The sequence below is a fragment of the Pseudomonas sp. NPDC089918 genome, assembly GCF_050280605.1.
Classification (GTDB): domain Bacteria; phylum Pseudomonadota; class Gammaproteobacteria; order Pseudomonadales; family Pseudomonadaceae; genus Aquipseudomonas.
Map to the genome: position 1 here is coordinate 1 of NZ_JBNNVP010000022.1, position 26,541 is coordinate 26,541.

Consider the following 26,541-nt stretch of genomic DNA (forward strand, 5'->3'; position numbering starts at 1 on the left):
GCTGCATTGGCTGGAAGCCTTGCGGCATGTGGCGCTGAACGTGACGTCGGTGGTGACCACCACCGGTTTTGCACTGGGGGATTACAGCCTCTGGGCTCCATCGCATGCTCGGCCATGACCTGGACTCACTGTTCCAGTGAGGTGGCAGTGATCAAGACGGGATAGTGCTCAATCTGCAGGCGGGTGGCGATGTCGTTGCCGTTGACCGGCAGGATGGTGATGCCCGGAGCGGCTGCTCGAATCCGGGTCAGGGCTTCAGTATCGGCCACTTCGACGGCGAGGCCCGCCGCGCCCATTTCCTGCAGCTCAGCCGCGCGTTGACGCAACCAAGCCAGTGAGTGGGGATCCTCACCGACCAGGAAAAATGGCCGCAAACCAGGCATGCTCAGGGCGCGAGACATGATCTGGCCAGGGCTCAAGTGAGAGCTGCGGACGGGCAGTATCCAGGCTTCATCGGCAAACGTGGACAGGTCCGCATGCATGACCCGATCAGGCTGGGTCTTGTTGTTTATTGGCGGCCTGGAAACTTGAAAATGGGGCCGGGTGAAGTCGCTAGGCTGATCCCCGGCTACGGTCAGTTCCGGCTGGGCGAAAGGAGCCAAGAGCAGGATGAAATAGCAGATAAGGGATATTCGCTTCATGGTGGTGTGCCCTGTTTGAAGGAAACCTGCAGTCGTTCGAGTTGTCGGGAAAAGCCGGCGCGGTAACGCGCGGCTGGCGTTCCTCCTGCCGGGCGGTGATAGCGGCCGGCAGCTGACACCCAATCACCGGTAGCGGCGTGATGCTCCTGTAACAGCGCGGCGGTCACGGCGAGATTTCGGTAGGGATCAAGGGCTTCGCAGGGGGTGGAATAACGTTGTCCGTGGTAACCCAGGTTGATTTGGCCGAGTCCGGCATCGACCCGCTTGGCGTCATGTCGGGCGAGGGCCTGAAGCAAAGCGTGACAGGCGGCCTGGCGAGTGGCGAAGCGGTAGGGTGTTCCAGCGATGTTCAGTGTCCAGGGCCAGGGCAGCAGTCGACCACGGACGTGGATACCACTCTCCTGCAGGGCAATCGCGAATAGCACCGTAGAAGGGATGTCGGCGTCATGCGCCGCCAATTGGTAGGCCGGAGGCGGAAGTTCGTCAGCCTGGACGGCGAGCACCATCAGCAGGATCGCAATACCACTCAGTCGAGGCGTTGCCATTGTCCATTCACCTCTTGAAATGTGGCAGGCAATGGCCCCGGGGCACCCAGGCTGAACCAGCGACCACGGTCATGGTTCAGGGTGATCTGCCGGCGTTGGACCTTGGCCGGATCGACGTCTGCTTGCCGAGCCCAGCTACGGACGCGTTCATCCTCGCCTTGGCTGCCCACCAGGTAGATATCGAACGCCGTGTCACTGCTTTGCAGACGCTGTGCTTCGGCGGTGCACGCTGGGCAGTGGTCCTCCACAAACAAGGCTTGACGCGGCACGACCGCTGAGCTGGCAGGGGACGGGGATGCCATGCCCTGGATCGGCAGCAGCCCGGGAAACAGCTTGGCCCAGGCCGCGGTGTAAGCGTTTTGGTAGGCCAACTCGCGCTCAGCGCGTTTGGCTTCCAGCGCTACCTGTAATTCGGCATAGCGCTGGCGCTGTTGGTCGGTCTCGGCCTCGACTCCGAGTGCGGTCAACGGATCGAGGTTCGGGCTCCAAAAACCGCGCGGGCCGGCTTGGATCTGTTCGAAGCGCGTCCACTCCTGCTCCGTCAGACCCCAGCTCACAGCCTGTTCAGAGCGAGAGCGCCCCAGGGGAGCGGACTGCGTGTCCTGGATCCGTGACTGTGTCGTGACGGGCTTGCCGATCGCAGCGCCCGTGGTCAGAAGTGAAACCAGACAGACAACGGTGGGCAGTAGCGCTCTGTTCATGATCGCTTCTCAAGGGAGTTGCACGGTCTGGTCTGGCTGAGCGGCCACCGCGAAGACAGCTGAGTTCGGCTCCAGCACTTTCAAGTGCCAGGCTCCGAGCTGCTCGCCGCTATGTAGCAGCCGAACATCCATGAGAGAGCGACTGTCATGAGGTGCGACTGCCAGAAAGCGCTCACCCCCGCGGGACTCGACACTCAACACTGAGAACGGTGGCGAGAGCGGAACGGGCTTGGGGCGAGCCTTCTGTTTCGGCTTGGTCGCGGAAGAGGTTGGTGGTGGGAATGATGGCTGGGTCTTGATGTCCAGGAGCTGCTGCTCGACGTGCTCAAGGCGTGCGCGTAACGCTGTCATGTCTGTCTCGGTGCCACGGGCTGCCAGACCATCGCGCAGTTCCTGTATCTCTTGCGCCCATTGATCCAGCAAGGGATCGAGGGTATTGGCCTGTTGCTCACCGGTATCGACCATCTGCTTCAGGTCTTTCAGCGCGTACTGCAGCTTCTCCTGTGTGTCCTTGAGCGCGCTTGAATCACGTTGCAGGGTGTCCAAAGTTTGTAGGTGCTGAGTGTTCGTGCTCTGTAGCTCGGCCAAGCGCTGATACTGATTGTACAAACCACCACTCAGGCCGGCGACCGCCAGGCAAAGCAACCCGACAATGAGGGTTTGAAACGTCGAGGCTTTCATGGGCGTGCCTCCGACTGATGGGGCGAGACCGGTGTGATCAGCGCGACGCCGGCATCCGTTTTCTGCTGTTCGAAGCAGACCGAACGGCTGACTTCGTCGGTCGTGAGTTGCCAGGCGGGGCCAGCCAGCACTTGTAGCGCGCTGCGCAAAGAGATCGGGCCGAGCCGGTAATGGGCTGCGGGCAGAGGCCGGGTAAATAGCATCTTCACCGACGCGGAAACTGGACAGAGCGAATAGCCCGAGCGCTGCAATACGTACTGCAACGCATCCTGCACCGAAGGGCTCAGGCTGGAGGGGATGTTCACTTCAATGATTTGGGCGAGAAGATCGCGTTGTTCCGTGGTGGGCTCGGTGCTCATCAGCGTATAGCGGCCATAGCGGAGTTCTGCGGGACGGCTTCCTTCGGTTGGGTCCCTCGAGAGCTGGGTCCGATTGGAGCCATTGTCGATCGCTAGATTGGTCGGCGGTGTGTTGGGGACTTGCGCGGTGCAGGCACTCAGCAGACCCAGCAGGCAGACAGGCGTGAAAAAACGCTCCATGGAAAAAACCTCATGTCAGATTCAGTGCAGAACCTGACATGAGGAGCAGGGGTGATTCAGTGAGAAAGTCGACTCAGGGTGGGTCTCTTTATAGCGCTGCACTAATAAAGGGATTGAAAATTGCGGATGTGGGCCTAATTAATTTTTCAGCAACTGTCTTGCCTTGGTCTATCGTAATTCAGCTTCATTTGATTGTTTGTGAGGCTGAATGCGTTATTGCGCGCAGGCGTGATGCGATCGATTTTCTGCTTCATATTCAGAAAACACTACCTTCGGATATAAGGAAAAAGTATGTCGACTCACATCAAGCCCGGACCCAAGCCAGCGCGCGAAGATGGCAAGGATGATAGAAGGCGCCACGTAAACCCAGATAACAAACCGAAGCATCCAACACTCCCGATACATAAACCTGCCAAGTAGTAAGTCGGGACCTGCTATATGCAGTGGAACTGCCAGCTGAGTTGCACCAATTCGAACCGAGCACGTTCCACTGCTTGATGACCTGCGAAGTCATACTGAAGGTTCGCTCCTAAGCTCGGACTGCAAATCATGCAGTTGATTGACAAGGCAAATTCCGTTTATTTGTCACGCAACATGAACATGAATAAGGCGCCCGAAGACGCCTGTGAGGGTTAAAGCCAGCCATATTCGGCAAGGGAGAGCGGACGACCTTCACCCACGATGAAGTGATCCAGTACGCGCACTTCGATCAAGGCCAAAGTCTCCTTCAGCCGTGCGGTCAAAACGCGATCCGCCTGGCTGGGTTCCGTACACCCTGAGGGGTGGTTGTGAACAAAAATGGCGGCGGCAGCGTTATGCGCGAGGGAACGCTTAACGACTTGGCGGGGGTAAACGCTGGCGCCATCAATGCTGCCGTGAAAGAGGACTTCGAACGCCAACACCCGGTGCTTGGCATCGAGAAAGATCACACCGAATCGGCACTGAAGGGCATTAACCGAACCAGTCCACGATGGATGCCGGCGATGCGTTTCTCAATTTCATCCGTCGTGTAATAGAGCGATAACGTGCTGTAGTCCTCGTAAGCAGTAGCGAACAGGCAGTCGTCGCAAAGCCAGAAGGATTCCATGTTGGTTCTCCTGTGCGGATTGAAGAAAAGGCGCTCGACGGAGCGCCTTGATGAGGAACATCGTGGACTGTTCAGGCGGACTGAACGGTACGGGTGGCATCACGGCGGGCCGTGCGGGGAGTGGGTGGAGATTCAGGTTCGACCCGAGCCTCTGTTGGGTTTTTGATCGCCTCAGCTTCAGCATCAGCCGATGGTGGGGATGGCTCACTGTTTGGCGCTTGCTCAGCAGGTGCTGTTGCTTCCTGCCTGGCGGGCGCTTTGTATTCGAACGTGCCGTTGACCTTGATCCAGTCAATGAACAGCAAACGACCTTTCAGGCTGGCGCCCGGTTGGCCTTGTTTATCGCCTTTCTCGTAGAGAAACGGATCGATCCACAGGTCGCCGATACGGAACGACAGCAAGACCTTTTTCTCGGCGTTGACGGCGTCCATATAGAGACGAATCAAGCGTTCAGCTTCGCCCCCAGCAACTTTGCAGTCGAAGCGGGTGTACTCCACCGCATCGGTGGCACCGTGCAGAGCTGCGATATCGCAGGCCATGAACGGCTGGCCGCGGCGGACTTGTACTTCACGAACACGGTTGAGGTAGCCGATACCGACGGTGTGCAGATTGAAGTAAGTGGTCGCTTCTTGGGAGTGGTTGGCGTGGGCCATGGTGGTTCTCCTGTTTCAAGGGAAAACGGCGACGCACAGTCCCTGACGGGGAAGTGAGCCCCCGTCAGGGTGGGTAAGGTGAAGGCAAGCGATGAACGACCCGCCACCGGCAAGCCGATGACGATCAGAACGATGCGCCTTAGGGGAATAGCGGTGAAGCAGAGGAGCGTCTGCGGTGGTGATCCGCAGGCATGGGGTAGTTGGCATTCATCACCGCTGAAGCGGTAACCGCGCGAGCTTCCGAACGCTGATCGCACTTGGGTAAACCACCACGAACGTGGCGTAGCCTTGAAGGTTCAAGCTACCTGGGCTGGGCTGTCAACGACAGCGAACCACGCCCTTTGTATAAGCCTGTCACAGGGGAGCGTCAAGACGCTGCAACCCGATTTTTTATGGCCGGAATACGGTGGCAGTCACTGGAATGAGAAAAAGAAGAGCTGGCCTGGTGGGTCACCAGGCGAGGAATAGAAAAGCCACCTTTGACGGTCATACGCAGTCGAAAAGCTCCTCGCAAAGCTTGGTTTAACGGCGCCTTGATTCGTCAACCGACCCTTGTCGTGGCCTGGGTCGGAATATGCTGGCACGCATCCGCGCACAAAGGGTGCCCAGTGTTTCCCCGGCGGGCCCCGGGGCTGAATACGATCGCCGAGGCGGATGACCGCTGTTGCCTTGTAGAGGCAACACTGGTCATCCTCCACCACGATCAGGTCGAGCACAAAACGGGAACGAAATCCCGCAGAGGAGAAGGCTCCGAACTCTAAGAGTCTGACCGAGCTGCCCGGAGCGAATCGGTCTTGGGTCGCCGTTGGCGATGATCCTGAGGCACTACAGCAGAGAGGGTGGGACGACGTCAAGGCAGAGTGCGCCGCCTCAAAGACCCCGGTATCGGATGCGAGTGAATGAACTCACTTGTTGGCGAGATGAGCGGCTAATTGCTCGACGGTTGCCAGGATAAAGGCGCGGTCGCTTTCTTTCAGTCCACTCAGCAGACCCGCGATCATCTGGCCCTGGTCATTGGGGCGATTACTCGATTCCGTCAGCAGTTCATCCATCCGGCAGTCGAAAATGTCCGCCAGTTGCATCAGCTTGACCACGGAAAGCTCCACCACACCCCGCTCCAGGCGCGAGATGGCTTCGCTACCAATCCCCAACCGTTCAGCCACCTCTTCCTGGGTCAGATTACGCTCGGTGCGGTGCTTCGCGATCATGCGCCCGATTTGGGCTTGGGTTGGATGTTTATGTGCCAAGTGATGAGTTCTCCAGTTCAACCCGAATGGTTGAGCAAAGACCCGTTGACATGAACATCCTTAAAGGTTGAGTATCGACTTATTGGGTTGTTATAGTGACTTAAATAGCTGTGTATCGCGACGTGGTTTCTATTCCACCAGGAATCAGAGTCCAGAGTGGTCAGTGAGAATGAACGGTCTGATGGGCCAGGCTGAGGGATGGTTGAGCATGGAAGACGAGAGCAAGAACGTCATGGATTTGATCTGGGATCGAACACTGGAGTTGTTCATCAGGATCCATGATTGCCCTGATAACCCCGAACACTTCGACAGCCTTGTCCATTGGCTCAACGAAGATTCTGCACACCTGCAAGCCTTCAACGAATTGGGGCAGATATGGATGGCAGCAGGCATTGCTTTGGCCCGTGAAATTGGACAACCCTTAATCGACTTAGAGAGGGATCAGTCGCCGTTGATGATGCACTGACCACTACATTGACCCCAATGCTCATGTTGATCTCCATTGGCGCATCATGGGCGACGCGTATCTTTTCTGATCGGGGCAGTGCCCTTGCAGTCCGGGTAGTGGGAGCATGACCAGAACGGCCCTGATTTCCCCTTTCGCTTGAGCATTGAGGCGTTGCAAGTGGGACAGACTGGGCTGGCTTCGACAGGCATGGCTAAAGTCAGTGAGCCGCAGTGTGCGACCAGTTGCGCTATCCAGTTTGCCTGCTTGGCGACGAAAGCATCCAGGGTCAGACGTCCCGCTTCGATTTCGTCCAGAGCCTGTTCCCAGATCGCGGTCATACCCGGATCTGCAACCGCTATTGGTACCGCTTCGATCAGAGTATGGGCCGCCGCCGAGGCCATTAAGGCGCGTTTTTTCTTCAACAAATAACCGCGATCAATCAACCCTTTGATGATACTGGCTCGCGTGGCTTCGGTACCGATACCGGTGGTGTCCCGAAGTTTCTGTTTCAGGCGTGGATCGTTGACCAGCTTGGCCACATTTTTCATCGCCTTGATCAGATCGCCCTCAGTGAGAGGTTTGGGGGCGGCGGTGCGCATGGACTTGAGTTCGACGTCATCCACTGCGCACTGCGTACCCTGTTGTAAGACGGGTAAGACTTGGGACTTGTGATTGGGCTCATCCTCCTCGGTATTTTCGTAGAGCAAGCCTTTCCAGCCCTGAACCAGGATCTGTTTGCCAACAGCGGTCAATCGCTCTGCGCCACACTCCAGTTCGACCTGAGTTCGATCAAACTCATGATGCGGAAGAAATTGCGCGAGGTAGTGGCTACGAATCAGTTCGTAGACTTGGCGTTCTTGTTCGGACATCCGCGCAAGGTTCGCCGGCTCGGTGGTGGGGATGATGCCGTGGTGCGCGGTGACTTTGGCATCGTTCCACACGCGGGAGTGCAGTGATCGATCGAGTCTTCCGAATGTGGGCTGCAGCGCCGGATCCGTTTTGAGCAGGGCATCGAATACCGCGGGTACCTCATTGAACATACTCTCTGGCAAATAGCGGCAATCGCTGCGCGGGTAGGTGGTGGCTTTGTGGGTTTCATACAGGGCTTGGGCGATGTTCAGGGTTTCCTGAACGCCGAGCCCCAGCTTGCGCGAGCAGATTTCCTGCAGGGTACTCAGGTCGAAGGGCAGGGGCGGCGCTTCGCGGGAATGCTCAGTCTGCAGCGAGAGTACTGTGGCGGCGCAACCGTCAATGATTGTTTGGACTGCCTGACGTGCAATCTCCCGCTGAAGGCAACGACCGGCTTCATCTTGTCCTGAGCTGAGTGGTAACCACGATGCGATGAATGGTTGCCCCATAGAAGACAGGTACACATCCACTTCCCAGTAGGGCACCGAGACAAAGCTGGCAATCGCACGATCCCGATCGACCACCAGACGTAAGGTGGGTGTCTGGACGCGTCCCACTGACAACACGCCATCGTAGCCCGCCCGTCGACCAAGAAGGGTAAACAAACGACTGAGGTTCATGCCGATCAGCCAGTCGGCGCGGCTGCGGGCGAGGGCGGAGTGGTAGAGCGGGAAGGTCTCCTGACCAGACTTCAGCGCGGACAGTGCCCTGCGAATTGACGCCTCGTTGAGTGCGGACAGCCAGAGGCGCTGAACAGGGCCCCGATACTTGCAGAGCTCCAATAACTCGCGGGCAATCATTTCACCTTCACGATCCGCGTCGGTGGCGATGACGACGGTGGCAGCTTCACTGAGCAGGCGCTTGATGACTTTGAACTGTGCCGCAGTCTTGGGTTTGACCTCAACCTGCCACTGCGCGGGAATGATCGGTAGATGATCCAACGACCAGCTCTTGAATTGTTCACCATAAGCTTCAGGCGGTGCTGTTTCCAGCAGGTGGCCGATACACCAGGTGACGGTTGTCTCTGTGCCTATCAGGCAACCATCACCACGCCGAGTGGCCCCGAGTACCTTGGCAATGTCCCGACCCTGGGACGGTTTCTCGCAGAGGAAGAGGCGCATAGAACTGCTCCAGATTGAGTTCGGAGCAGCGTTGTTGGAAACCGCAGGTGAGGGATATGAGAAACCTGAATCGAAGGATCCTCATATTTGTCAGTCAGGGCAGCCAGGTATGGGACGAGGTTGTACCCCGTCGCATCCCGACGACAGTGTGCATATTCACGAGCAGAGAGTAAAAATGGCTCAGCAACTTCGCGCAAAGGCGCAATTTTTGTGCCTGAAGTCTGTCAGTCCGTCGGTGGTTGCCCTCAACGCTTTCTGGATTTCGACGCAGGAGAACTGGCGTGCTCTGTGTTTTGCCCGACGTGTGTCACCGATGCCGCCGGTTCACTGGAGCGTTCCCGCATGACTACGCTGTGCACGCGGTGAGGCAGGATGCCGACGCGACGGGCCTCGATCTTGAAGGTCACCCGCGTGTTATCTTCGCTGTCCTCCCATTCATCGCGCACCGTACGACCTTCGACGAGCACGCGCATGCCTTTCTGGTACAGCGTGCTCCAGTGTTCAGCCTCGCGGTGCCAGAGCTCAACCGGCGCCCAATAGCCGCCTCGATCTTCATAGCTGCCCTCGCGTGGCACGGGGTTGTCGAAGTACACATTCAGCCGCAGTAAGCGCCGTGGCTCGTCATTGCCTGAGGCGAATTCTTGGAACTCTGGCGCACTGCCGATGTTGCCTTCGCCGACGAAAAAAGTACTCATCATGATATCTCCACTGCTGGTGTGAACTGGCGCAGTAGCTGTTCGGCACTGGCCATTTTGATCGCACAGGTTGTGGCCTGGCGGTAGAGCGAATGCGCCACGCTCATCTGCAGGTTCAGTGCAATACGATCGCATTCGAAACGGTGCAATCCCTCGCGTACGACCTGCGGCAGGGGTTTGCTGCGGACCTGGCGTTCCCAGACTGCAACCCCCATACGGGTGAAGTCGCGGGTGCGCCAACGCAAAAAAGTGCTGCCAGCGCTGGTGTTCTGCAACACCAATCGAATGTCCAGCAGTGAGTAAGGGGGCTGTCCGGCTTGCTGCACCACAGCCTCCATCAGGTGACATAGCTGCGCCTCGGTATCCCTCGCCACCTGCGCCAGGTGCTCCAACTCCCCCTTACCCTTAAAAGGTTTTAAAAGGCCTTTTAGGGAGGCTGCGTGTTCGAGTTGTCGATAGGCATCCGGTGGCAACGCTGCAAAGAGCGTTGGTTGCGCCGGGATCATGGGATTCATACTTCGTCCTCCGGCTCATCCACTGTCGCAGATGGCCCTCCCGCGTCCTCTGCCAACGCGTCAGCGTCATCCACTGCCACAGCACCACGACGAATGATCGGCGGCGCGAACTGGGAGCGGCGATGACCCTCAAGAATGTCCATCGGGGGAAAACCCAGCCTCTCGATGGCCGCCAGGGCACGGGCGTTGTTCGCCACCATGTCATCACGCGTGACGCCGGCATGACGATAGCGCTGTGCCTGACCGAACAGGCTGCGAAGCAGATGGGCGCCGTCGTCGATCCAGGCTTCCATGTCGACGCGGCCAATCAGGGCTGTGTGATGGGCCAATAGGGTACGACGCACCAGGGTGTCGTAGTCGGTCAGCAAGTAGACCGCCAAAAAACCCAGCTGGCTGCCGATGTATAACGGCAAGGTGACGGGGTGGATGTTGAGGTTGTCGCCCATGTCGATCTGTGTCGGTAGGTCCTGCCTGATCCGATCCAGCTGTTGGGTCAGTTCCAGCATCCCAGCCTTGGCCTGCATCAGTTTTTCTTCGAGTTGCACCATGGCCCAGTCGGCATAGGGATCGTCCTGGGCCGCGGTTTGTTTGATCAGGTTGGTGACACTGATGTAGCCGGCCATGCCCATGATCGAGTGGACGCCTTCGCGTGCGCTTCGACCTTGCCAGATACGGGCGGCGTGGTGAGTGTGCAGGGTCAGGGTGATGCTGCTGCGCAATGAACCCAGATTGAGTTGATAGTGGTCGGCCACGGTGTTGTCCTCGCATTGGCTTGGACGGGAACGTTGCGACAGATGAGGGGCAAGGGCAGCCAAAAAGTTGAATGCGGTCTGTTCGGTTTGAGAGGGTTAATTTCGGAGACGTTCGTGAGTGATGCCAGTGGCATCATTCCAGGAGTGGTATGGCTGTATTAGTCAGATTGCGCAGATTCGGCCCTTTGCGATCCCACAGTAGACCTCAGTAGATTTGATGCCACTGGCATCAAATCTACTGACGTCCAGGGCGTTTACCGCGCAGTTGGCGTAGCTCATTCAGACACGCTTGGGCGAGGGCGGAGGCAGGTTCGCCCTGTTTTCGGGACGGACGTGACGGTGCTGTGAAGGGCGGTTCTGCAACGGGTGAGGGCGCTGTCTGACCTGCCCAAGGACGAAAATCGCCGTTCAGTGCGCGCTGGATCAGACCCATCAGATACGCCGCTGGCTTGCGGATACCTCCTGCCGTACAGCGTGCACCCGCTTCGTTGAGCACCGCCTGACGATCCGCGGGTTTGAGCTTGTTCAGCGCCACGGCGACGGCCTGACGCTCGCTTGGACTCAGGTGCAGCGGATCGGGCCAGTGCAGGTTATCCACCGCCGGGGTCGCGCGCGGTACAGTACAAGTACTTTCTTTTAATACAGTACAGGTGGCGTTCGGATTCCGAACTGCGCCGGAAACATTGGCGTTCAGGCCTGGTTCGGAATCCGAACGAGGTCCCACACGATTCCGAACGAGGTGATCTTCCCCCAGTTCGGAATCGTGCATGCTGGCGTCGATTGCCTTATCTAATCCTTGCTGCATCCAGTGTTCGCCCCAACTATCGAGCCGTGTGGGTAGCTGACCTAAATCGATACGAGTGTCCTGGCGAACTTCTTCCAGAACATGCTGAGCGACAATGCGTACAGCCTTGGTCGCATGACCGAGGGCATGTCCGACCAGTTCGAGGTAATCCTGATCCAGTTCCATGGCTTCGACGGGGGTTAACGGCTCATCGTGCAGGACGTACAGAGAACCTTGCAGGCGCCCGCTGAGCTGATCGCGGCCACGACTCACCAAGCTGAGCCAGCGGGTTAGTCTGAGCATGGTCAAGACGCGAGCGATGGTTTCACGGGAGGCTGACGCACCGTAGGGCACGCTCGACAGGTAAGGCTGCAAATCTTCATAGCGCGGTGTGACCACGCCTTGACCTTGCAGCATGAGTCGAAACACTTGCCAGGCATTACGTTCCAATGGCGTCAGTCGATGATCCAACAGCAGCCGACGCGGCACGACTTCGTGTGATTGGCCACTGAACAGAAAGCCCGCTTGTAGAGCCTGGTTGGAGGGATGTTCAGTGGTAGGGCGTGCGGGCCAGCGTTCACTCAGCTGCTGGGTGCATTGCTGCAGGACACGCTGCCAGCGACTGGAAGGGGCAGTGTTCATGTTCCATTGCTGTACTGGTCAATCTGCTGCCAAACGATGGTCAAGCTGATCTGTTGCTCTTCGGCCAGCATCATCATGGCGTCGAGCTGATCCTCGGTACCGTCTTGAGCGCGTAGCTGGCACCATCGCTGCCAGAGGGCATGTTCCTGCGCTTCGCTCAAATGCTGAGGGCGGCCCTTGCGGGTTTCTATCTTGAGCAGACGGCGGCGCAGGGCGGTTTCCGAATGCGCCAAGCCGAAGCACTGGTACATGATGGTGCTGCTGGCGCCGAGCTTGAGCGCGCGGTTGATCAAGCGCTCGTTCTGCTCGTCGCGTTCGGCTTGCTCGATCAACCGATGCAGCACCGGCGAGTCGATCTTGACCTCGACCCAAGACACTGTGGCATGGGCCAGGCGCGACAGCGTGGTGGGCGGTAAGGATTGCAACAGGTAGATGTCGTCCTCACCCAGTCCGAGTGCTTTGCAGCGTTGCAGATTACCCAGGCGCAGCTCATGCAGTACCTGAGTCAGCATAGCCTGGTTGAGCACATTGAAGGACAGGTTCATGGCAGCTCCTTCGGTGAGTCATCTTCAGGGGTAAGCGTTAAGTCGATCAGGCGACGGGCCAAACGAATTAGCCGATACAGCTTGATGAGCAGACTGTCGGGTAGTCGCTCCAGTCCCACATCCATGGCAGGACGATCTGTGAGCGGAAGTTGGTAAACCCCCAGCAACAGCTGGCCGAACAGGGCGGAGGGCAGTTGCTTGCGATCCTCCCAGTTCACTTCATCTTGAGCGCGCAGCAGGGCCATGAGCAGTAGGTGAACGCCGGTTGCGCGAGGCGCTGCAAGATCAACTCGCTCGATGTTGAGGACAAAGCCCAAGCCAAGCTGCTGATCGATGATGCTCTCGGGATGTCCGGCATAGGCCGCCATTTCCCGTGCCAGTCCGGCGATGGCTAAACGCAGTTGTTCGGGGCAATCCAGTGCTGGTGCAATGGTCCAGAGGTCGTTGGTCGTGCAGCCCTCGACGCTCGGTGCTGTTTCGGTGGCGGTTTCGCGATCGATCTGCTCGCGAATCTGTTGAACGCGTGACGGAGGGCTGACCGCTGATATGACATTCGTTTCGGGCGGTGTGAGCAGCTCCTCTCGCGCTGTTTCGGTCTGGGTTCTGGTCTCAGTTGATTTGGGATGGGACTCGGAGGAGGGCGGTCCTGCCGTGGCTTCATCAACGCTCGGCAGATGGCTGTTCTCCGAGGGCGTGGTGACGACAACGCCAGGCGTTGGGATGACCCGTTGGGTATCGCTCAGCTCCAGGGCCAACATACGGTAGGACTGTCCGAGTAAGCGGCTCATGCGTTCGAGCAGTTCATCCTGGATTTGCTCAAGATCGAAGGCCTCGGGTTCGGTATCGAAGTAGCCCAGGGTGTCGAACCAAAACTCGGTGAACGCAACGGTGGCGGTTGGATAACGGTTCCAGGTTCGCTCTGCCTGGCTACGCAGAGCGATCAGGCGTTCGATTTGGGGCTTACCTAGTCCGGCGTACAGGGTTTGCGGAATGGCGGGCAGTAGGTGTTCAAGGGTGTCGAGCATCCGGCTGATGTGCGACTGCGAAATGGGATAGCCTCCAGCGGCAAGACGTCGTGCCAACTCACGTTGCGAGAGTACTGCTCCCTCTGCTTCAAGCATGGCTTTGAGTTTGGCCACCGCCAACGCACGTTCGATGAAGGTGAGTTGGCCGTGCAGATCGCTTTCGGCCAGATGGCCGAGGAGGGCGGTGATTTCATTGGTCCAAGGTCGGAACAGGCAATGAATGCGGAAGAAACGCTCGTCGCGGGTTTCCTGCCACAGCTCGCCGAGAATCGCCAAGCGCGTATTACCGCCGTTGCGGATGATGAAAGAGGTTTCTCCGGGGCGGCGGGTAATCGGCGGTGGTTGATCCAGCCCACGTTCACGGATGGAGGCCTTGATATCGTCATACAGCGGATTACGAATGAAGCGCGGGTTGTGTTCGTAGGGTCGCAACTGCTCCAGAGTGACCAGCATCGGCGTGTCGATGAGTGGATCGGACAGCCGCTCCAGTTCTGGACCGCGAGGGAAGTGGTCCTGGTGCAGCTTGTCGGTGATCTGCTCCTGACTGAGCTTCTTCATCGGAACAACCTCGGTTAACGCCGGTTGCGCAAATGGTCACCGGTCTCGAACTTGACGATCTCGGCAGTCCCCGAATTTTCGAAATGTTGGGACAGTTCTGCGAGGAACCAACCCATGGCCGAGCGACCACCCTGCAGGCGAAAGACCACGGTGCAGTATTCCTCGCAAGGTGGTTGGTGTATTCGAATGGATGGCTGAACGATGATGGGAAGCTGATCTAACATCACAAGACTCCTGGCCAAACAGTGCTGGCATCAAGATCGATAAAAGATGATTTTTGAAGAAATGCCGGCTTGACGATTTGCCTCATTGAACCTCCGTGCACCTGCTCACCGAATAGATCGCTTCGCGCCATTCCGGAAACAACTCGATGGCCAGCGCTTGCATGGTTTCCAGCGGTGATGACGAGCGTCGTTCCCGTGACCGGCGTGTCTCGATTCGGTGGGCCGGTAGGCCGAGGGAAGCGGCATTGAGATACGCCACTCGGTCTGGAACTACGGTGTCTAGAACCGAGATGTTGGTAGCCCCAGCGAAGGTCTCGCGCAGGCCACGGATGATCATTCGTGTGTCTACCCGGATGCTATTTACCTGGTTCAGCAGCAGTCGCAACGGTGGCGGTGGAATGCCCAGGTGGCGGAATGGTTCGAGTTCACTCAGTAGCTTCAAGGTGCCACGCTGCAGTTCGCGGGCGGCGAGCATTTCCGGGGTGATGGGAGAGAGGGCGAGGTCGGAGGCCAGGATGGCCATCTCCAGCAGCACGCTGCGTGCGCCCTGGGTGTCGATCAAAAGCAGGTCATAGTTGGGACGGAAATCGCCCAGCAAATTGCGCAGCCGTAATCGCCCGTCAGGGGCATGCAGCAGCAAGGTGCTAAGCCGGCCTTGATCGTCGTTGGAGAGGATCAGGCCGAGCCCTGCGATCACTGTCTTGGAAACAATTTGTGCAGGAGTTGTGAGGTTGAGTGCGATGAACTCGTACGCACCTGCCTCAGCCTTCTGGCTCAAGGCGTAATAGCTGGAGAGGGTGGGTTGGCTATCTAGATCGAGCAACAGGACGCGCAGGCCAGCATCCGCCAGTAGACCACCGAGGTTGGCCGCCACAGTGGTTTTACCCACGCCCCCTTTGGTGGAAATCACCGATATCACGCGCATGGCGTTAGACCTGTTGCGCCAAGCGCTCGGTGACCCACTGCTCTATTTCCAGCGAGTCCCAACCTACGGCGCGCATGCCGATACGCTTGGCCTTAGGGAATCGACCTTCCTTCATCAGGTTGTAGATGTGCGCGCGCTTGAAGCCGGTTTTTCGTTCGACTTCTTCGCGCCGCATGATGTGGCGTTCGACCTGTTGGTGAGGTTCTTCAGTAATGGGAGCGGATTGTTTGGACATGCTGGTCACTCCTGGCGCCGATTGGCGCGTGGTGGGAAGTGACCTGAATTGAATAGCAGAAATGGGGGGAAGTCATTGCACTGCAATGGAGAGAACTGCAGTGCAATGCTTTGAGCTATTTTCTTTTTTTGAGGCTGCGATTTGCGGCAGCAAATTTTTCGTCCAGTGTTCGCTTGCTGAGGCCGGGCACATCTCTATACCGTGCGATAATAGCATCGACGATTGCAGCTTGATTCTTGAATACGGAGAGAGGTTTTCCAGCGGGTGAATGGTCCAGGAAGAGGTTGACTAAAGCACCGATGATGTTCTCGTAAGTGAGTTCGCTACGCTCGCTGAGTTGTCCATGCGTTTTGACAATCGCCTTGAGGTCATCCCGTTCAATCCCTATTGCTTGGAGATCTACCAACATATCCTGATGGTGATGCTGTAGCGTGTTTAGTTCCCGCAGGAGGGCATCTCGATCTGCTTGTAGTGCGAGAAATGTTCCTAGGCTGATTTTTTCATGAATGTCTCTGCCGGACTCAAACAGAAAGCTAGGTTTTTGATCGGGATAGTAAATCTCCATCCAGTGACGCAAGTCGGAGTGGCGTATCGTTAACTGATAAGGCTCCACGAAGGTTCCCATAGGAACCGAAATGCCGAGGCAACCGTAAGGCAGCTCTCCATTACGTATTGCGTCGTAGATTTTTTCGGTAGTGGCGTGCAGACATGGCCATTGAGGGAAGCGTGCGGTAAGGCTTTCAGGGGCGGACCAAGCTGCTTGCACTATCTGTGCTTCGTAATGGATGAGATTGCACCATCGTAATGCCGCGTCGATGGGGCGATAGAAGATTTTGGTATGCGGATTGAAAACATAACCTGACATATGCGGATAGACCTCCATATCTTGATGGATAGGCCTCCCCTGGAGCATCTCAACATAGCTGACCGGCTAACAGCTAAATGCTGTGGCTGTTTCACTGGAATTTTACTCGGTGAGGTCAATCCATTTAACTATCTTTACGGTCAACAAAGTCTTCGTTCGCAGATGATAGATCTGCATGTGTTCATAACAATCTCAACTCTTATAGGCTGAACGTCTCCACCAGATAGTTGAGTTGGGCAGTCATCTCAGTCATGCCACTGCTGAGTCGGTGTTCCCCGCAACCACTTCAGCGAAGGTACTCGACAGTCATAACGGGTATGGTAACATACCGTACCTTGTTAGTTTGCAGAAGGAGTTCCTTTTATGACCAGCCCGCAAGCTGCGCCGACCCATCGTACGGCCAAAGGGGCTGAGCGGCTTCATTCCCTGACCGCTGCTGCTGCCGAGCTTTTCCTCGATCGTGGCTTCCACGCGGTTGCGGTGGATGACCTGATCGCCCGTGTGGGTGGTTCGCGGCGAAACATCTACAGCCACTTCGGCGGCAAAGAGGGGCTGTTCATCGAAGTTGTGAAGCAGCTATGCGACGAGCTTACGAAGCCGTTGGAGGAACTGAACATCGCAGATGATGAGGTGCGCGAAGGCTTGTTCAGTTTTGGTCGCCAGCTGCTGCAGACAGTCTTGCAGCCGCGTACGTTGGAATTGCATCGATTGATGGTTGCTGAAGGCAAGCGCTTCCCCGAGCTTGCGCAAGCTGTCTTGCACGCTGGCCACTTCAAGGCTGCCGACATTCTGACGTCGTGGATTGAGGCGCTCCAAGGCAAGCGCTCCCACGGCCTGGCAACGCACCTGCCGGCGCGCACGCTGGCACAGCAGTTTGTGAACATGGTGGTGATGGAAGCTCAACTGCGGGCACTCGCCGGCCTCGACCCGCAACCGCTTCCGGCTGACCAGATTGACGCCATCGTCAATGGCGCGGTCTCCACTTTCCTCCACGGCACACAGGCCAAAAGGACTACTCATGAGCGTGGCTAATTTTTCCTGGAAGGCCGTTCTGGCTTTTCTCCTCTCTGCCTTCTTCTTGGTTGGGGCAATAGGTAACATCTTTGTCTCGGAATCGATTGCTGAAGACTATCAGCGCTGGGGGTATCCGGACTGGTTTCACTTTGTGACTGGCGGGCTGGAACTCATAACGGCTGTTTTGTTGACTGTTGCAGCTGGGCGTCTTTGGGGGGCAGCACTTGGCTGCGTCGCCATGTTTGCGGCAGCAGCCACCGTCATTGGTCACGGTGAGTACGCCCATGCGATTCCTCCTATTGTCGTGCTGGTGTTGTCGGCTATTGTTGGTTGGACAACATGGCGGCTCCGTTCAGCTCCTCGGGTGAGGGATGTGCCGGATAGGTGATCGCGAGTTGATATCGCCGAGCATGCTTATGCTGAGAAAACAATTGACTCGCCGTTTGGATCTGATCACCTTGCAACTCTTCATTGCCATCCACGAGGAGGGTACGCTCACCCGTGCGGCGGCCCGGGAGGCAATTGCAGTGTCGGCGGCGAGCAAGCGCTTGATGGAGCTTGAAGAGGCGCTGGGTATCAGTTTGTTCGTGCGGCAGGCCAAGGGCATGACCCTGACGCCTGCTGGCGAAACCCTGTTGCATCATGCACGACAGATGCTATTCAACGTCGAGAAAATGGGTCTCGAACTCGGTGAGCACAGCCACGGCGTGCGCGGTTATGTGCGGATGCTGGCCAATCTTTCGGCGATCATTCAGTTCTTGCCCGAAGACCTGCGGGATTTCTCCGAGCTGCATCCGCAAGTCAAAACGGACCTTGAAGAACGCCCCAGCGATGGAGTGATTCAGGGTGTGTTGGATGGCGTGGCCGACCTCGGTATCTGTTCCAGTGATAGCGATACCAAGGGCCTGCACAGCATGCCCTACCGACAAGACAAACTGGTGGTGCTGATGCGTCCGGACCATCCGTTGGCCATTGAGCATGAATTGGTGTTTGCCGACACACTGGACAGCGATTACGTCGGCTTGCATGCCGGTAGTTCGATCAATATGCGCACTCACGCTGCAGCACGGGCCGCGGGCAAGGTGTTGCGCCTGCGGATTCATGTGCCGGGGTTTGACGCCATGTGCCGAATGGTCCAGGCCAACATGGGCATCGGCATTCTGCCGCAGCGGGCCTATGAGCTGTTCGGCCGGGCGCTGGGTTTGCACGCGGTGCCACTCAGTGACGACTGGTCCGAACGCACATTGATTCTGGTGGTGCGCGATGAGGCAGCATTGTCGCCGGTGAGCCGGTTGTTGTTTGAGTGTTTGCGCGGGCCGGTCTGACATCTTTGTTGGTGCTGAGGGGCCATCGCGAGCAATCGAGCGTCGACCGGCTGCTCCCACATTAGATCTGAAGTGATCATCCAATTGTGTTCGCACTGGAGATCCCCTGTGGGAGCGAGCTTGAACTCGCGATAGCATTCCTGAGATCGCGGTTACTTCCCCGCAGACCCTTCGCGTTTCGCGAACGCTCCTTATCAACTGACGATTGGATTCCAACCCCGCTGGTCCTCTAACCTTGGCACACATTCCAATAATAAGAGGTACTCCCGATGACCACCCCGCTGAGCGGTATCAAGGTAATCGAGATCGGCACGCTGATTGCCGCACCGTTCGCCGCACGCGTGCTGGCCGAGTTCGGTGCCGAGGTGATCAAGATCGAAGCCATCGGCCAGGGCGATCCACTTCGCAAGTGGCGCAAGCTGCACGAAGGCACGTCCCTGTGGTGGTATCTGCAATCGCGGAACAAAAAATCCCTCGCCCTGAATCTGAAATCCCCCGAAGGCATCGAACTGGTCAAGCAACTTGCCAGCAGCGCCGACGTATTGATCGAAAACCTGCGCCCCGGAGCTCTGGAAAAACTCGGGCTGGGCTGGGACGTGCTGCATGCCCTCAATCCCAACCTGACGCTGGTGCGCATTTCCGGTTACGGCCAGACCGGCCCGTACCGCGACCGTCCGGGGTTTGGTGCGATCGGCGAGGCCATGGGCGGCATTCGCTACACCACCGGCACCCCGGGTTCGCCACCGGCGCGGGTCGGCGTCAGCCTGGGTGATTCGCTGGCATCCCTGCACGCGGTGATCGGCGCCTTGATGTCCTTGCTGTGGGTCAAGACCGGGCGGGGCGAAGGGCAGGTGGTCGACGTGTCCCTTGCTGAAAGCGTGTTCAACCTGATGGAAAGCCTGGTGCCGGAATACGACATGCTCGGCCACGTCCGCGAGCGCAGCGGCGGTGCCTTGCCGGGTATTGCGCCGTCCAACACCTACCTGACCGCCGATGGCGCCTACGTGGTGATTGCCGGTAATAGCGACCCGATCTACAAGCGTTTGATGGAAGTCATCGGTCGTGTCGACCTCGCCGAAGCGCCGGAATTCGCCCACAACGATGGCCGTGCCGCCAAGAGCGGATTGCTCGACGCCGCGATCACCCACTGGACCAGCAGCCTGCCGATCGAGCAAGTGCTGGCCACCTTGCAGGAAGCCGAAGTCCCCGCCGGACGTATCTACTCGGTGGCCGACATCGTTGCCGACCCGCATTACCAGGCGCGGGACATGCTACTCAGCGCTGAACTGCCCGGAGGCGTGAAGGTGAAGATGCCTGGTATCGTGCCAAAATTGTCCGAGACGCCGGGCGGTGTGAACTGGTCGGGACCGAGCCTGGGTCAGCACACCGACGGAATTCTGGCTGGGCTGGGCCTCACCGGTGTGGATATAGAACGGCTGAAGGCCGAAGGGGTGGTGCAATGATCCGCGACTTTTCCGAGACCCTGATTGTTCAGGAAGTCTCACCCCGCGACGGCTTGCAGATTGAACCGACCTGGGTCGAAACCGCCGACAAGATTGCGCTGATCGATCAGCTGTCGCTGGCCGGTTTCAGCCGCATCGAAGCCGGCTCATTCGTTTCGCCCAAAGCCATTCCAGCCTTGCGCGACGGTGAGCAGGTGTTCCTGGGCATGACCCGGCAACCGGGTGTGATCTACGTGGCACTGATCCCCAACCTTAAAGGCGCGCAACGAGCGCTGGAGGCCAAGGCGGATGAGCTGAACTTGGTGATGTCCGCCAGCCAGACCCACAACCTGGCGAACATGCGCATGAGTTGCGAGCGTTCGTTGGCGGCGTTCGGCGATGTGGTCGAGTTTGTCAGCCATTCATCGGTACGGCTTAATGCGAGCATCGCCACCACCTTCGGTTGCCCGTTCGAAGGCAAGATCGACGAAGACCGTGTGCTGCAGATCGTCGACGCCTATCTGGAGCTGGGCATGCAAGGCATCACCCTTGCCGACACAACTGGCATGGCCAATCCACGACAGGTTGATCGACTGGTTCGGCGGGTATTGCAGCGGGTGCCGGCTGCTGATCTGACCCTGCATTTTCACAACACCCGCGGCCTTGGCTTGTGCAACGTACTGGCCGCTTACGAGGCTGGTGCGCGTCGATTCGATGCGGCGCTTGGTGGCCTCGGCGGCTGTCCTTTTGCGCCGGGTGCTTCGGGGAATATCTGTACCGAGGACCTGGTCAATCTGTGCAATGAAATGGGCATTCACACCGGTATCGATCTGCCCCACCTGCTGCAAATGTCCCGACGTTTGCCAGCACAGCTCGGCCATGAACTACCGGGTCAGGTGGCCAAAGCCGGACGCAACTGCGACCTGCATCCGGCACCGGATGACCTGCCAGTGCGTTAACCACTCAGATGTCGCGATTATGCCGTCCCTTCTGCACCGATATCGACCCCTCGCTGAACCCAGGATGACTGAGCGGCAACCTGCGCATTCCGGGCGCTGATGTTCATCATTCTGGAGGGCATGCCGAGACCTTCCGTTATTGAAAATTAAAGCCATGATGATTTGACAGTTATCCGGTATTTGTGGATATATATTGGTTATATTTAATAGGTCTAATAATTTAAAAATAACACAGGAGAAGCCTATGACCCATTTCAATTCCCAAGCCCTGGCGGCCTCGACGCCGGAGCAGAATCAAGCCGACGCGCAAGAAATGGTCGAATGGCGTGAGGCTCTGCTATCGCTGATAGAGAATGCGGGGCCGGAGCGTACGCGGGAAATCCTCGACATGCTCACGACCATTGCTCGCGATCCTGCCATCGGTTGGCATCCCGTCCACGGAACGCCTTACATCAACACTATCCCGGTAGAGCAACAGCCAGCATTTCCCGGTGATTTGGCTATCGAGGAGCGGCTAGCGGCAATCATGCGCTGGAACGCGCTGGCGATGGTGGTACGGGCTAACCAGGCTTATGGCGAGCTGGGCGGACACATTGCCAGCTATGCGAGTGCTGCGGATCTTTTCGAAGTCGGCTTCAATCATTTCTTCCGCGCCAGCAATGGCACGCTTGGCGGCGATCTGGTGTTCTATCAACCGCACTCGTCCCCAGGGGTCTATGCCCGCGCCTTTCTGGAAGGGCGCCTGAGCGAACATAACCTTGAGCATTACCGCCAGGAAATCACCGCACGACGTAGCGGCATACAGGGGCTTTCCAGCTATCCGCATCCCTGGCTGATGCCTGACTTCTGGCAGTTCCCCACCGGCTCCATGGGCATTGGGCCGATCAGCTCGATCTACCAGGCGCGGTTCATGCGCTACCTGCAGCACCGTGGTTTGCAGGACACCACCGGGCGGACCGTGTGGGGGGTATTTGGCGATGGTGAGATGGACGAGCCGGAGAGCATGTCGGCACTGACCCTGGCTGCCCGTGAAGGCCTGGACAATCTGACCTGGGTGGTCAATTGCAATCTGCAGCGCCTGGATGGTCCTGTGCGTGGCAACGGCCGCATCATTGACGAACTGGAGGCTTTGTTCAGCGGTGCCGGCTGGAATGTCATCAAGCTGGTCTGGGGGTCGGATTGGGATGGTCTGTTTGCCCGAGACAAAGACGGTACGCTGGTGCGGACCTTGTCGCAGACGGTGGACGGTCAGTTCCAGACCTTTGCCGCAAAGGATGGGCGTTATAACCGCGACCATTTCTTTGGCCAGAACGAGGCGTTGGCCCAGCTCGCCCAAGGTCTTACTGACGAGCAGATAGATCGCCTCAAGCGTGGCGGGCATGACATGGTGAAAATCTTCGCCGCCTACCAGGCTGCGATGCTGCACAGTGGTCGCCCGACCGTGATTCTGGCTCAGACCAAGAAGGGCTACGGCATGGGCGAGGCCGGGCAAGGCAAGATGACCACCCATCAGCAGAAGAAGCTGGATCGGGACGCGCTGATCGCGATCCGTAACCGCTCCAATCTTCCGCTTTCGGACGAGCAGGTCGAGTCTCTGAGTTTCTACAAGCCTGCCGATGACAGTGCGGAAATGCGCTATTTACATGAGCGACGCCAGGCGCTCGGTGGTTACATGCCAACCCGCAGCACCACTGCGGCGGTCGTGCCAGTGCCTGACTTGAAGGGCTACGGTGGTTTCGCGACCCAGGCCGAAGGCAAGGAAATGTCCACCACCATGGCCTTCGTGCGCATGCTCGGCAACCTGCTCAAGGACAAGCAGCTGGGGCCGCGGGTGGTGCCAATCGTTGCTGATGAAGCACGCACCTTTGGCATGGCTAACCTGTTCAAGCAGATCGGCATCTATTCGAGTGTCGGTCAGCGTTATGAGCCGGAAGACATCGGTTCGATCCTCAGTTATCGCGAAGCCATGGATGGGCAGATTCTTGAGGAAGGCATTAGCGAGGCCGGAGCTATCAGTTCCTGGGTGGCTGCGGCCACCAGCTATTCAGCCCATGGCCTGGCCATGCTGCCATTCTACATCTACTACTCGATGTTCGGCTTCCAGCGGGTCGGTGATTTGATCTGGGCCGCGGCCGATCAAAGAGCACGCGGCTTTTTGCTAGGCGCGACGGCCGGCCGCACTACCCTGGGTGGCGAAGGCTTGCAGCACCAGGATGGCAGCAGTCACCTGATCGCCTCGATGGTGCCCAACTGTCGCGCCTACGATCCGGCCTTCGCCGGCGAGTTTGCGGTGATCCTCGATCATGGGATGCGGCAGATGCTGGAGCGTCAGGTCGACGAGTTCTATTACGTGACTCTGATGAACGAAAACTACGCGCAACCGACACTGCCGGAAGGTGTTGAATCAGACATCATCAAAGGCATGTACCGTTATGCCACGCAGCAGGCGGACAGTGCGCGCGGAAGCGTGCGACTCCTCGGTTCGGGCACCATTTTGCTCGAAGTCATCGCCGCCGCCGAGCTGCTGGCGCAAGATTGGAACATCGAAAGCGAAATCTGGAGTGTGACCAGTTTTAGCGAACTGGCCCGCGATGCTCGTGAAGTCGAGCGTTGGAATCGCCTGCACCCGCAGCAGGAGTCCAGGCAGAGTCACGTCGGCAAATGCTTGCCAGTGGGTGCATCGGTGATTGCTGCGACTGACTACGTGCGTGCCTTGCCGAATCTGATCGGCGCCTATGTCGAGGCGCGCTACACCGCCCTCGGCACTGACGGTTTCGGCCGTAGCGATACACGCGCGGCCCTGCGCAATTTCTTCGAAGTGGATCGGCACCAGATCGCGCTGAGCGCGCTCGCATCGCTGGTGCAGGAAGGCAAGCTCAAGCCCGAGGTCTGTGCCCAAGCCATTGAGCGTTATGGCATCGATGCCGACTCGGTCGCGCCCTGGGAGTGCTAAGCACGACACCAAGGTTGCTTGTTCCGCGCGGCGCCGCCTGGTGCCGCCGATCATCTTGTTCGGGCTGACTGGGTTCAGTCCGTCTTACTTCGTCAGGAGTTTAGGCATGAGTACACTGCAGGAGATTCGGGTTCCCGACATCGGTGATTACAAGGAAGTGGACATCATCGAAGTGCTGGTCAGTCCCGGCGAATCGGTCGTCGATGGGCAGAGCCTGGTCGTTGTCGAGACCGACAAGGCGTCGATAGAAATACCCGCCGCGCAGGCTGGTGTAATCAAGACGTTGAATGTCGTGGTGGGCGACAAGATCAGTGAAGGTTCGCTGATCGCGATGATGGAGGTGGCTGCAGCACCCGGCATGGCGAACCCGGTCACCGCGCCCTTGCCCGAACCGGCGCCGGCAGCTGTTACGCTGTCTGTAGAGCCACCGGCTCAGCCTGTAGAGCATGCGCCCGTCGTGGCTTCGCCACTCGCACAGGAATTGACTGAGGCCAAGGGCGAGCTGCCCTTTGCATCGCCTTCAATCCGTAAGCTGGCTCGCGAACTGGGCGTCCCTCTGACCGAGATCCGCGGTACAGGCGTTCGAGGTCGAATTTCCCGGGCGGATGTCGAGAGTTTCATCAAACGCGTCATGACCGGGCAGGCTCAGACTGAAGCCCAGAAAGCCAACACACCTGCTGCAGGTGGCGGCTTATCCGGCCTGCTGCCCTGGCCGCAGGTGGACTTCACCAGGTTCGGTCCGGTCGAGCGCCAGGATCTCTCGCGTATCAAGAAAATCAGCGGGGCCAACCTGCACCGCAACTGGGTGATGATCCCCCATGTCACCAATCATGAGGATGCCGACATCACAGAGCTGGAAGCCTTCCGCGTACAGCTCAACAAAGAGCACGAGAAGGCTGGGGTGAAGGTCACGTTGCTGGCTTTGCTGATGAAAACTTGCGCCGTGGCCCTGAAGAAATTTCCTGGATTCAACGCCAGTCTGGATGGCGAACAGATCGTGCTCAAACAGTACTTCCATATTGGCTTTGCCGCCGACACTCCCAACGGCCTGGTAGTGCCCGTGATCCGCGACGTCGACCAGAAGGGGGTGATTGCCATCGCCAGGGAGATGGCGCAATTGTCGGCCAAGGCTCGTGACGGCAAGTTAGGACCGGCCGAGATGAGCGGCGGCTGCTTCTCGATCTCATCGCTTGGTGGCATCGGTGGCACTTACTTCACGCCCATCATCAACGCACCGGAAGTTGCGATCCTCGGCGTTGGAAAGAGCAGCACCAGGCTGGTCTGGAATGGCAAGGAGGGTGTGCCGCGCCTGATTCTGCCTCTGAGCCTCAGTTGGGATCACCGGGTTATCGACGGGGCCGCTGCCGGGCGTTTCAACGCCTTTGTGGCTCAATCGCTGGCGGATTTTCGGCGCTTGATGCTGTAAGGGGGAATCGCAACGCAGCGGTGGGCTGCGTTGCGACTCCGATTGTTCATGGACAAGCTTGCGAGCAGCCTCTCCGGGAGCGGGTGTTAGCTTCCAAAGCGAATGAAACTCGCCTGTGCCTCGGGGCTATTGGTCATCTCCATGAACAGGTTGTTCGCGGCGATGTCAGCGCCTTCGTCCGCACATTGTGACGCAAAATAGCGCTTCACCGCTTCGGCTTGTCGACGAGGCAAGGCGGCAAGCTGGCCAGCTATCTTCAAGGCTGTTTCGCGGACTTCGCTCGCGCTGTCCACCAGAACATCCGCGAGCCCGAGACGATGAGCCTCTGCGCCCGTAAGCGTCTCTATTCCCCAGGACAATCGCCGCGCAGCCGGCATCCCGATCCGATCGACGACCGACGCAATGCCCCACGCGGGGAACAGCCCGATTGGCACTTCTGGCAGGCTCCATCGCGAAGCCGCGTCGGTGACGACGATGTCGCAGGATGTGGCAAGGGTGAGGCCTCCACCGACGGCAAAGCCGTGGACTGCCGAAACAACCGGTTTGACACACTGTCCGATCATCCTAGCGAGGCGACCGGATTCTGCTTCAAAAGAACGTTTTTGAGCTGGGGTCATGGATTTCAGACCGCCAAGGTCGCTGCCGGCGCAAAAACCTCTACCTTCACCAATGAGCAGGATTGCACCGACGCTGGCATCTTCGTTGATGTCCGCTAAAGCCTCGGTCAGGCTGGCGACGAGCGCGCAGGACATTGCATTGCGTTGTGTTGGTCGATTAAGGGTAAGTATCTCAATCTCCCCTTTCCTTTGCCGTACGACAGGTTCTATTGGGAGGGTGGCGGACGTCGAAAGCTGCATGATGGGTTCTCCGCAAAGCGTGGGGATTGAGGTGAGTGGTGCTCTGTTGGGGTTATATTGACATCCCTGCAAAATAGATCTAATTTGCGTTCTATGCAATGTCATGTGCTGGTGACAGGCGCAGATGTTCTACTCAATATAAAAATAAAATGGAGACAAGAAGTGACTCTAATCGCGAAGGGTCGCGTGGCAGTGCATGAGCCTGTTACACGCGTTGAACTTGTCTGC

The 26,541-nt window shown here is 58.1% G+C and carries 28 protein-coding genes and 2 pseudogenes; 9 read left to right on the plus strand and 21 right to left on the minus strand.

The annotated features are described in order from the left end of the window. Window positions 1–94, plus strand: a pseudogene (locus ACQKPC_RS16670) (hypothetical protein); the annotation flags it as partial. Window positions 95–125: 31 nt separating this feature from the next. Here the strand turns inward: ACQKPC_RS16670 and ACQKPC_RS16675 are convergent. From ACQKPC_RS16675 to ACQKPC_RS16715, 9 genes and pseudogenes are all read right to left on the minus strand, one after another. Continuing rightward, window positions 126–641, minus strand: coding sequence for an integrating conjugative element protein (locus ACQKPC_RS16675; RefSeq protein WP_427625571.1), 516 nt, complete (start codon window positions 639–641; stop codon window positions 126–128). Next, window positions 638–1,186, minus strand: a complete 549-nt coding sequence (locus ACQKPC_RS16680; protein WP_095129175.1) for a lytic transglycosylase — start codon at window positions 1,184–1,186, stop codon at window positions 638–640. Before ACQKPC_RS16680 ends, ACQKPC_RS16675 begins: the two co-directional genes overlap by 4 nt. Next, entirely contained in the window at window positions 1,168–1,887 is a 720-nt protein-coding gene (locus ACQKPC_RS16685) for a TIGR03759 family integrating conjugative element protein (protein ID WP_073637629.1), read from the minus strand. The genes ACQKPC_RS16680 and ACQKPC_RS16685 overlap by 19 nt, the downstream gene beginning before the upstream one ends. Window positions 1,888–1,896: 9 nt before the next feature. Continuing rightward, window positions 1,897–2,568, minus strand: coding sequence for a chemotaxis protein (locus ACQKPC_RS16690; protein ID WP_427625572.1), 672 nt, complete (start codon window positions 2,566–2,568; stop codon window positions 1,897–1,899). Beyond that, the gene (locus ACQKPC_RS16695; protein WP_427625573.1) at window positions 2,565–3,107 is read right to left on the minus strand and encodes a PilL N-terminal domain-containing protein; all 543 of its coding nucleotides are present in this window, start codon (window positions 3,105–3,107) and stop codon (window positions 2,565–2,567) included. Before ACQKPC_RS16695 ends, ACQKPC_RS16690 begins: the two co-directional genes overlap by 4 nt. A gap of 632 nt (window positions 3,108–3,739) precedes the next feature. After that, a pseudogene (locus ACQKPC_RS16700) lies at window positions 3,740–4,042 on the minus strand (JAB domain-containing protein); the annotation flags it as partial. Next, the gene (locus ACQKPC_RS16705; protein WP_427625660.1) at window positions 4,033–4,194 is read right to left on the minus strand and encodes a hypothetical protein; all 162 of its coding nucleotides are present in this window, start codon (window positions 4,192–4,194) and stop codon (window positions 4,033–4,035) included. The gene ACQKPC_RS16705 and the pseudogene ACQKPC_RS16700, both read right to left, overlap by 10 nt. 71 nt (window positions 4,195–4,265) lie before the next feature. Next, window positions 4,266–4,847: an STY4534 family ICE replication protein gene (locus ACQKPC_RS16710; RefSeq protein WP_427625574.1), complete on the minus strand. Its 582-nt coding sequence runs from the start codon at window positions 4,845–4,847 to the stop codon at window positions 4,266–4,268. Window positions 4,848–5,752: 905 nt separating this feature from the next. After that, the gene (locus tag ACQKPC_RS16715; RefSeq protein ID WP_003174109.1) at window positions 5,753–6,094 is read right to left on the minus strand and encodes a helix-turn-helix domain-containing protein; all 342 of its coding nucleotides are present in this window, start codon (window positions 6,092–6,094) and stop codon (window positions 5,753–5,755) included. Window positions 6,095–6,263: 169 nt separating this feature from the next. Here ACQKPC_RS16715 and ACQKPC_RS16720 point away from each other — a divergent pair, with 169 nt between their 5' ends. Then, window positions 6,264–6,560, plus strand: coding sequence for a hypothetical protein (locus ACQKPC_RS16720; RefSeq protein WP_427625575.1), 297 nt, complete (start codon window positions 6,264–6,266; stop codon window positions 6,558–6,560). 44 nt (window positions 6,561–6,604) lie between these two features. On the opposite strand, the gene ACQKPC_RS16725 is transcribed toward ACQKPC_RS16720, so the two are convergent. The 11 genes from ACQKPC_RS16725 to ACQKPC_RS16775 all read right to left on the minus strand — a co-directional run bounded on the left by ACQKPC_RS16725 (window position 6,605) and on the right by ACQKPC_RS16775 (window position 16,337). Next, window positions 6,605–8,572 (minus strand): DNA topoisomerase III, encoded by a 1,968-nt coding sequence (locus ACQKPC_RS16725; RefSeq protein WP_427625576.1) that lies wholly within the window; start codon window positions 8,570–8,572, stop codon window positions 6,605–6,607. A 245-nt stretch (window positions 8,573–8,817) separates the two neighbouring features. Beyond that, window positions 8,818–9,267 carry a single-stranded DNA-binding protein gene (locus ACQKPC_RS16730; RefSeq protein ID WP_427625654.1) on the minus strand — a complete coding sequence of 150 codons (450 nt, stop codon included), beginning with the start codon at window positions 9,265–9,267 and terminating at the stop codon, window positions 8,818–8,820. Continuing rightward, on the minus strand, window positions 9,267–9,782 hold the full coding sequence (locus tag ACQKPC_RS16735; RefSeq protein ID WP_427625577.1) for a DUF3158 family protein: 516 nt from the start codon (window positions 9,780–9,782) through the stop codon (window positions 9,267–9,269). Before ACQKPC_RS16735 ends, ACQKPC_RS16730 begins: the two co-directional genes overlap by 1 nt. Further along, window positions 9,779–10,534, minus strand: a complete 756-nt coding sequence (locus ACQKPC_RS16740; RefSeq protein ID WP_427625578.1) for a PFL_4669 family integrating conjugative element protein — start codon at window positions 10,532–10,534, stop codon at window positions 9,779–9,781. The genes ACQKPC_RS16735 and ACQKPC_RS16740 overlap by 4 nt, the downstream gene beginning before the upstream one ends. Before the next feature lie 235 nt (window positions 10,535–10,769). Continuing rightward, window positions 10,770–11,960, minus strand: a complete 1,191-nt coding sequence (locus ACQKPC_RS16745) for an STY4528 family pathogenicity island replication protein (protein WP_427625579.1) — start codon at window positions 11,958–11,960, stop codon at window positions 10,770–10,772. Next, the gene (locus ACQKPC_RS16750; protein WP_007900990.1) at window positions 11,957–12,505 is read right to left on the minus strand and encodes a DUF2857 domain-containing protein; all 549 of its coding nucleotides are present in this window, start codon (window positions 12,503–12,505) and stop codon (window positions 11,957–11,959) included. Before ACQKPC_RS16750 ends, ACQKPC_RS16745 begins: the two co-directional genes overlap by 4 nt. Continuing rightward, window positions 12,502–14,088, minus strand: a complete 1,587-nt coding sequence (locus ACQKPC_RS16755) for a ParB family protein (protein WP_427625580.1) — start codon at window positions 14,086–14,088, stop codon at window positions 12,502–12,504. Before ACQKPC_RS16755 ends, ACQKPC_RS16750 begins: the two co-directional genes overlap by 4 nt. A gap of 14 nt (window positions 14,089–14,102) precedes the next feature. After that, window positions 14,103–14,312 (minus strand): hypothetical protein, encoded by a 210-nt coding sequence (locus ACQKPC_RS16760; RefSeq protein WP_427625581.1) that lies wholly within the window; start codon window positions 14,310–14,312, stop codon window positions 14,103–14,105. A gap of 82 nt (window positions 14,313–14,394) precedes the next feature. After that, window positions 14,395–15,237: a ParA family protein gene (locus ACQKPC_RS16765; protein ID WP_427625582.1), complete on the minus strand. Its 843-nt coding sequence runs from the start codon at window positions 15,235–15,237 to the stop codon at window positions 14,395–14,397. A gap of 4 nt (window positions 15,238–15,241) precedes the next feature. Continuing rightward, window positions 15,242–15,472, minus strand: coding sequence for an AlpA family transcriptional regulator (locus ACQKPC_RS16770; protein ID WP_427625583.1), 231 nt, complete (start codon window positions 15,470–15,472; stop codon window positions 15,242–15,244). A gap of 115 nt (window positions 15,473–15,587) precedes the next feature. Beyond that, entirely contained in the window at window positions 15,588–16,337 is a 750-nt protein-coding gene (locus tag ACQKPC_RS16775) for a hypothetical protein (protein WP_427625584.1), read from the minus strand. Between the two features lie 363 nt (window positions 16,338–16,700). Here ACQKPC_RS16775 and ACQKPC_RS16780 point away from each other — a divergent pair, with 363 nt between their 5' ends. From ACQKPC_RS16780 to aceF, 7 genes are all read left to right on the plus strand, one after another. Continuing rightward, complete coding sequence (locus tag ACQKPC_RS16780) at window positions 16,701–17,369, plus strand: TetR/AcrR family transcriptional regulator (protein ID WP_427625585.1); 669 nt, start codon at window positions 16,701–16,703, stop codon at window positions 17,367–17,369. Further along, complete coding sequence (locus tag ACQKPC_RS16785) at window positions 17,356–17,739, plus strand: DoxX family protein (RefSeq protein ID WP_427625586.1); 384 nt, start codon at window positions 17,356–17,358, stop codon at window positions 17,737–17,739. The genes ACQKPC_RS16780 and ACQKPC_RS16785 overlap by 14 nt, the downstream gene beginning before the upstream one ends. 28 nt (window positions 17,740–17,767) lie before the next feature. Beyond that, complete coding sequence (locus ACQKPC_RS16790; RefSeq protein ID WP_427625587.1) at window positions 17,768–18,676, plus strand: LysR family transcriptional regulator; 909 nt, start codon at window positions 17,768–17,770, stop codon at window positions 18,674–18,676. Between the two features lie 269 nt (window positions 18,677–18,945). Next, complete coding sequence (locus ACQKPC_RS16795; protein WP_427625588.1) at window positions 18,946–20,139, plus strand: CaiB/BaiF CoA transferase family protein; 1,194 nt, start codon at window positions 18,946–18,948, stop codon at window positions 20,137–20,139. Next, on the plus strand, window positions 20,136–21,077 hold the full coding sequence (locus tag ACQKPC_RS16800; RefSeq protein WP_427625589.1) for a hydroxymethylglutaryl-CoA lyase: 942 nt from the start codon (window positions 20,136–20,138) through the stop codon (window positions 21,075–21,077). Before ACQKPC_RS16795 ends, ACQKPC_RS16800 begins: the two co-directional genes overlap by 4 nt. Window positions 21,078–21,321: 244 nt before the next feature. After that, complete coding sequence (gene mdeB, locus ACQKPC_RS16805) at window positions 21,322–24,030, plus strand: alpha-ketoglutarate dehydrogenase (RefSeq protein ID WP_427625590.1); 2,709 nt, start codon at window positions 21,322–21,324, stop codon at window positions 24,028–24,030. 106 nt (window positions 24,031–24,136) lie between these two features. Then, window positions 24,137–25,456, plus strand: coding sequence for a dihydrolipoyllysine-residue acetyltransferase (gene aceF, locus ACQKPC_RS16810; RefSeq protein ID WP_427625655.1), 1,320 nt, complete (start codon window positions 24,137–24,139; stop codon window positions 25,454–25,456). Between the two features lie 86 nt (window positions 25,457–25,542). Here the strand turns inward: aceF and ACQKPC_RS16815 are convergent, their stop codons facing one another. Further along, window positions 25,543–26,313 carry an enoyl-CoA hydratase/isomerase family protein gene (locus tag ACQKPC_RS16815; RefSeq protein ID WP_427625591.1) on the minus strand — a complete coding sequence of 257 codons (771 nt, stop codon included), beginning with the start codon at window positions 26,311–26,313 and terminating at the stop codon, window positions 25,543–25,545. Between the last annotated feature and the right edge of the window lie 228 nt (window positions 26,314–26,541).

Coding starts and splice junctions, on each gene's coding strand:
- ACQKPC_RS16770 (WP_427625583.1), bottom strand. CDS start 15,472: ATGTCCAAACAATCCGCTCCCATTACTGAAGAACCTCACCAACAGGTC.
- mdeB (WP_427625590.1), top strand. CDS start 21,322: ATGACCCATTTCAATTCCCAAGCCCTGGCGGCCTCGACGCCGGAGCAG.
- aceF (WP_427625655.1), top strand. CDS start 24,137: ATGAGTACACTGCAGGAGATTCGGGTTCCCGACATCGGTGATTACAAG.
- ACQKPC_RS16675 (WP_427625571.1), bottom strand. CDS start 641: ATGAAGCGAATATCCCTTATCTGCTATTTCATCCTGCTCTTGGCTCCT.
- ACQKPC_RS16735 (WP_427625577.1), bottom strand. CDS start 9,782: ATGAATCCCATGATCCCGGCGCAACCAACGCTCTTTGCAGCGTTGCCA.
- ACQKPC_RS16800 (WP_427625589.1), top strand. CDS start 20,136: ATGATCCGCGACTTTTCCGAGACCCTGATTGTTCAGGAAGTCTCACCC.
- ACQKPC_RS16760 (WP_427625581.1), bottom strand. CDS start 14,312: ATGTTAGATCAGCTTCCCATCATCGTTCAGCCATCCATTCGAATACAC.
- ACQKPC_RS16745 (WP_427625579.1), bottom strand. CDS start 11,960: ATGAACACTGCCCCTTCCAGTCGCTGGCAGCGTGTCCTGCAGCAATGC.
- ACQKPC_RS16780 (WP_427625585.1), top strand. CDS start 16,701: ATGACCAGCCCGCAAGCTGCGCCGACCCATCGTACGGCCAAAGGGGCT.
- ACQKPC_RS16695 (WP_427625573.1), bottom strand. CDS start 3,107: ATGGAGCGTTTTTTCACGCCTGTCTGCCTGCTGGGTCTGCTGAGTGCC.
- ACQKPC_RS16685 (WP_073637629.1), bottom strand. CDS start 1,887: ATGAACAGAGCGCTACTGCCCACCGTTGTCTGTCTGGTTTCACTTCTG.
- ACQKPC_RS16690 (WP_427625572.1), bottom strand. CDS start 2,568: ATGAAAGCCTCGACGTTTCAAACCCTCATTGTCGGGTTGCTTTGCCTG.
- ACQKPC_RS16775 (WP_427625584.1), bottom strand. CDS start 16,337: ATGTCAGGTTATGTTTTCAATCCGCATACCAAAATCTTCTATCGCCCC.
- ACQKPC_RS16725 (WP_427625576.1), bottom strand. CDS start 8,572: ATGCGCCTCTTCCTCTGCGAGAAACCGTCCCAGGGTCGGGACATTGCC.
- ACQKPC_RS16790 (WP_427625587.1), top strand. CDS start 17,768: ATGCTGAGAAAACAATTGACTCGCCGTTTGGATCTGATCACCTTGCAA.
- ACQKPC_RS16815 (WP_427625591.1), bottom strand. CDS start 26,313: ATGCAGCTTTCGACGTCCGCCACCCTCCCAATAGAACCTGTCGTACGG.
- ACQKPC_RS16680 (WP_095129175.1), bottom strand. CDS start 1,186: ATGGCAACGCCTCGACTGAGTGGTATTGCGATCCTGCTGATGGTGCTC.
- ACQKPC_RS16705 (WP_427625660.1), bottom strand. CDS start 4,194: ATGGAATCCTTCTGGCTTTGCGACGACTGCCTGTTCGCTACTGCTTAC.
- ACQKPC_RS16755 (WP_427625580.1), bottom strand. CDS start 14,088: ATGAAGAAGCTCAGTCAGGAGCAGATCACCGACAAGCTGCACCAGGAC.
- ACQKPC_RS16785 (WP_427625586.1), top strand. CDS start 17,356: ATGAGCGTGGCTAATTTTTCCTGGAAGGCCGTTCTGGCTTTTCTCCTC.
- ACQKPC_RS16765 (WP_427625582.1), bottom strand. CDS start 15,237: ATGCGCGTGATATCGGTGATTTCCACCAAAGGGGGCGTGGGTAAAACC.
- ACQKPC_RS16795 (WP_427625588.1), top strand. CDS start 18,946: ATGACCACCCCGCTGAGCGGTATCAAGGTAATCGAGATCGGCACGCTG.
- ACQKPC_RS16750 (WP_007900990.1), bottom strand. CDS start 12,505: ATGAACCTGTCCTTCAATGTGCTCAACCAGGCTATGCTGACTCAGGTA.
- ACQKPC_RS16710 (WP_427625574.1), bottom strand. CDS start 4,847: ATGGCCCACGCCAACCACTCCCAAGAAGCGACCACTTACTTCAATCTG.
- ACQKPC_RS16720 (WP_427625575.1), top strand. CDS start 6,264: ATGAACGGTCTGATGGGCCAGGCTGAGGGATGGTTGAGCATGGAAGAC.
- ACQKPC_RS16730 (WP_427625654.1), bottom strand. CDS start 9,267: ATGAGTACTTTTTTCGTCGGCGAAGGCAACATCGGCAGTGCGCCAGAG.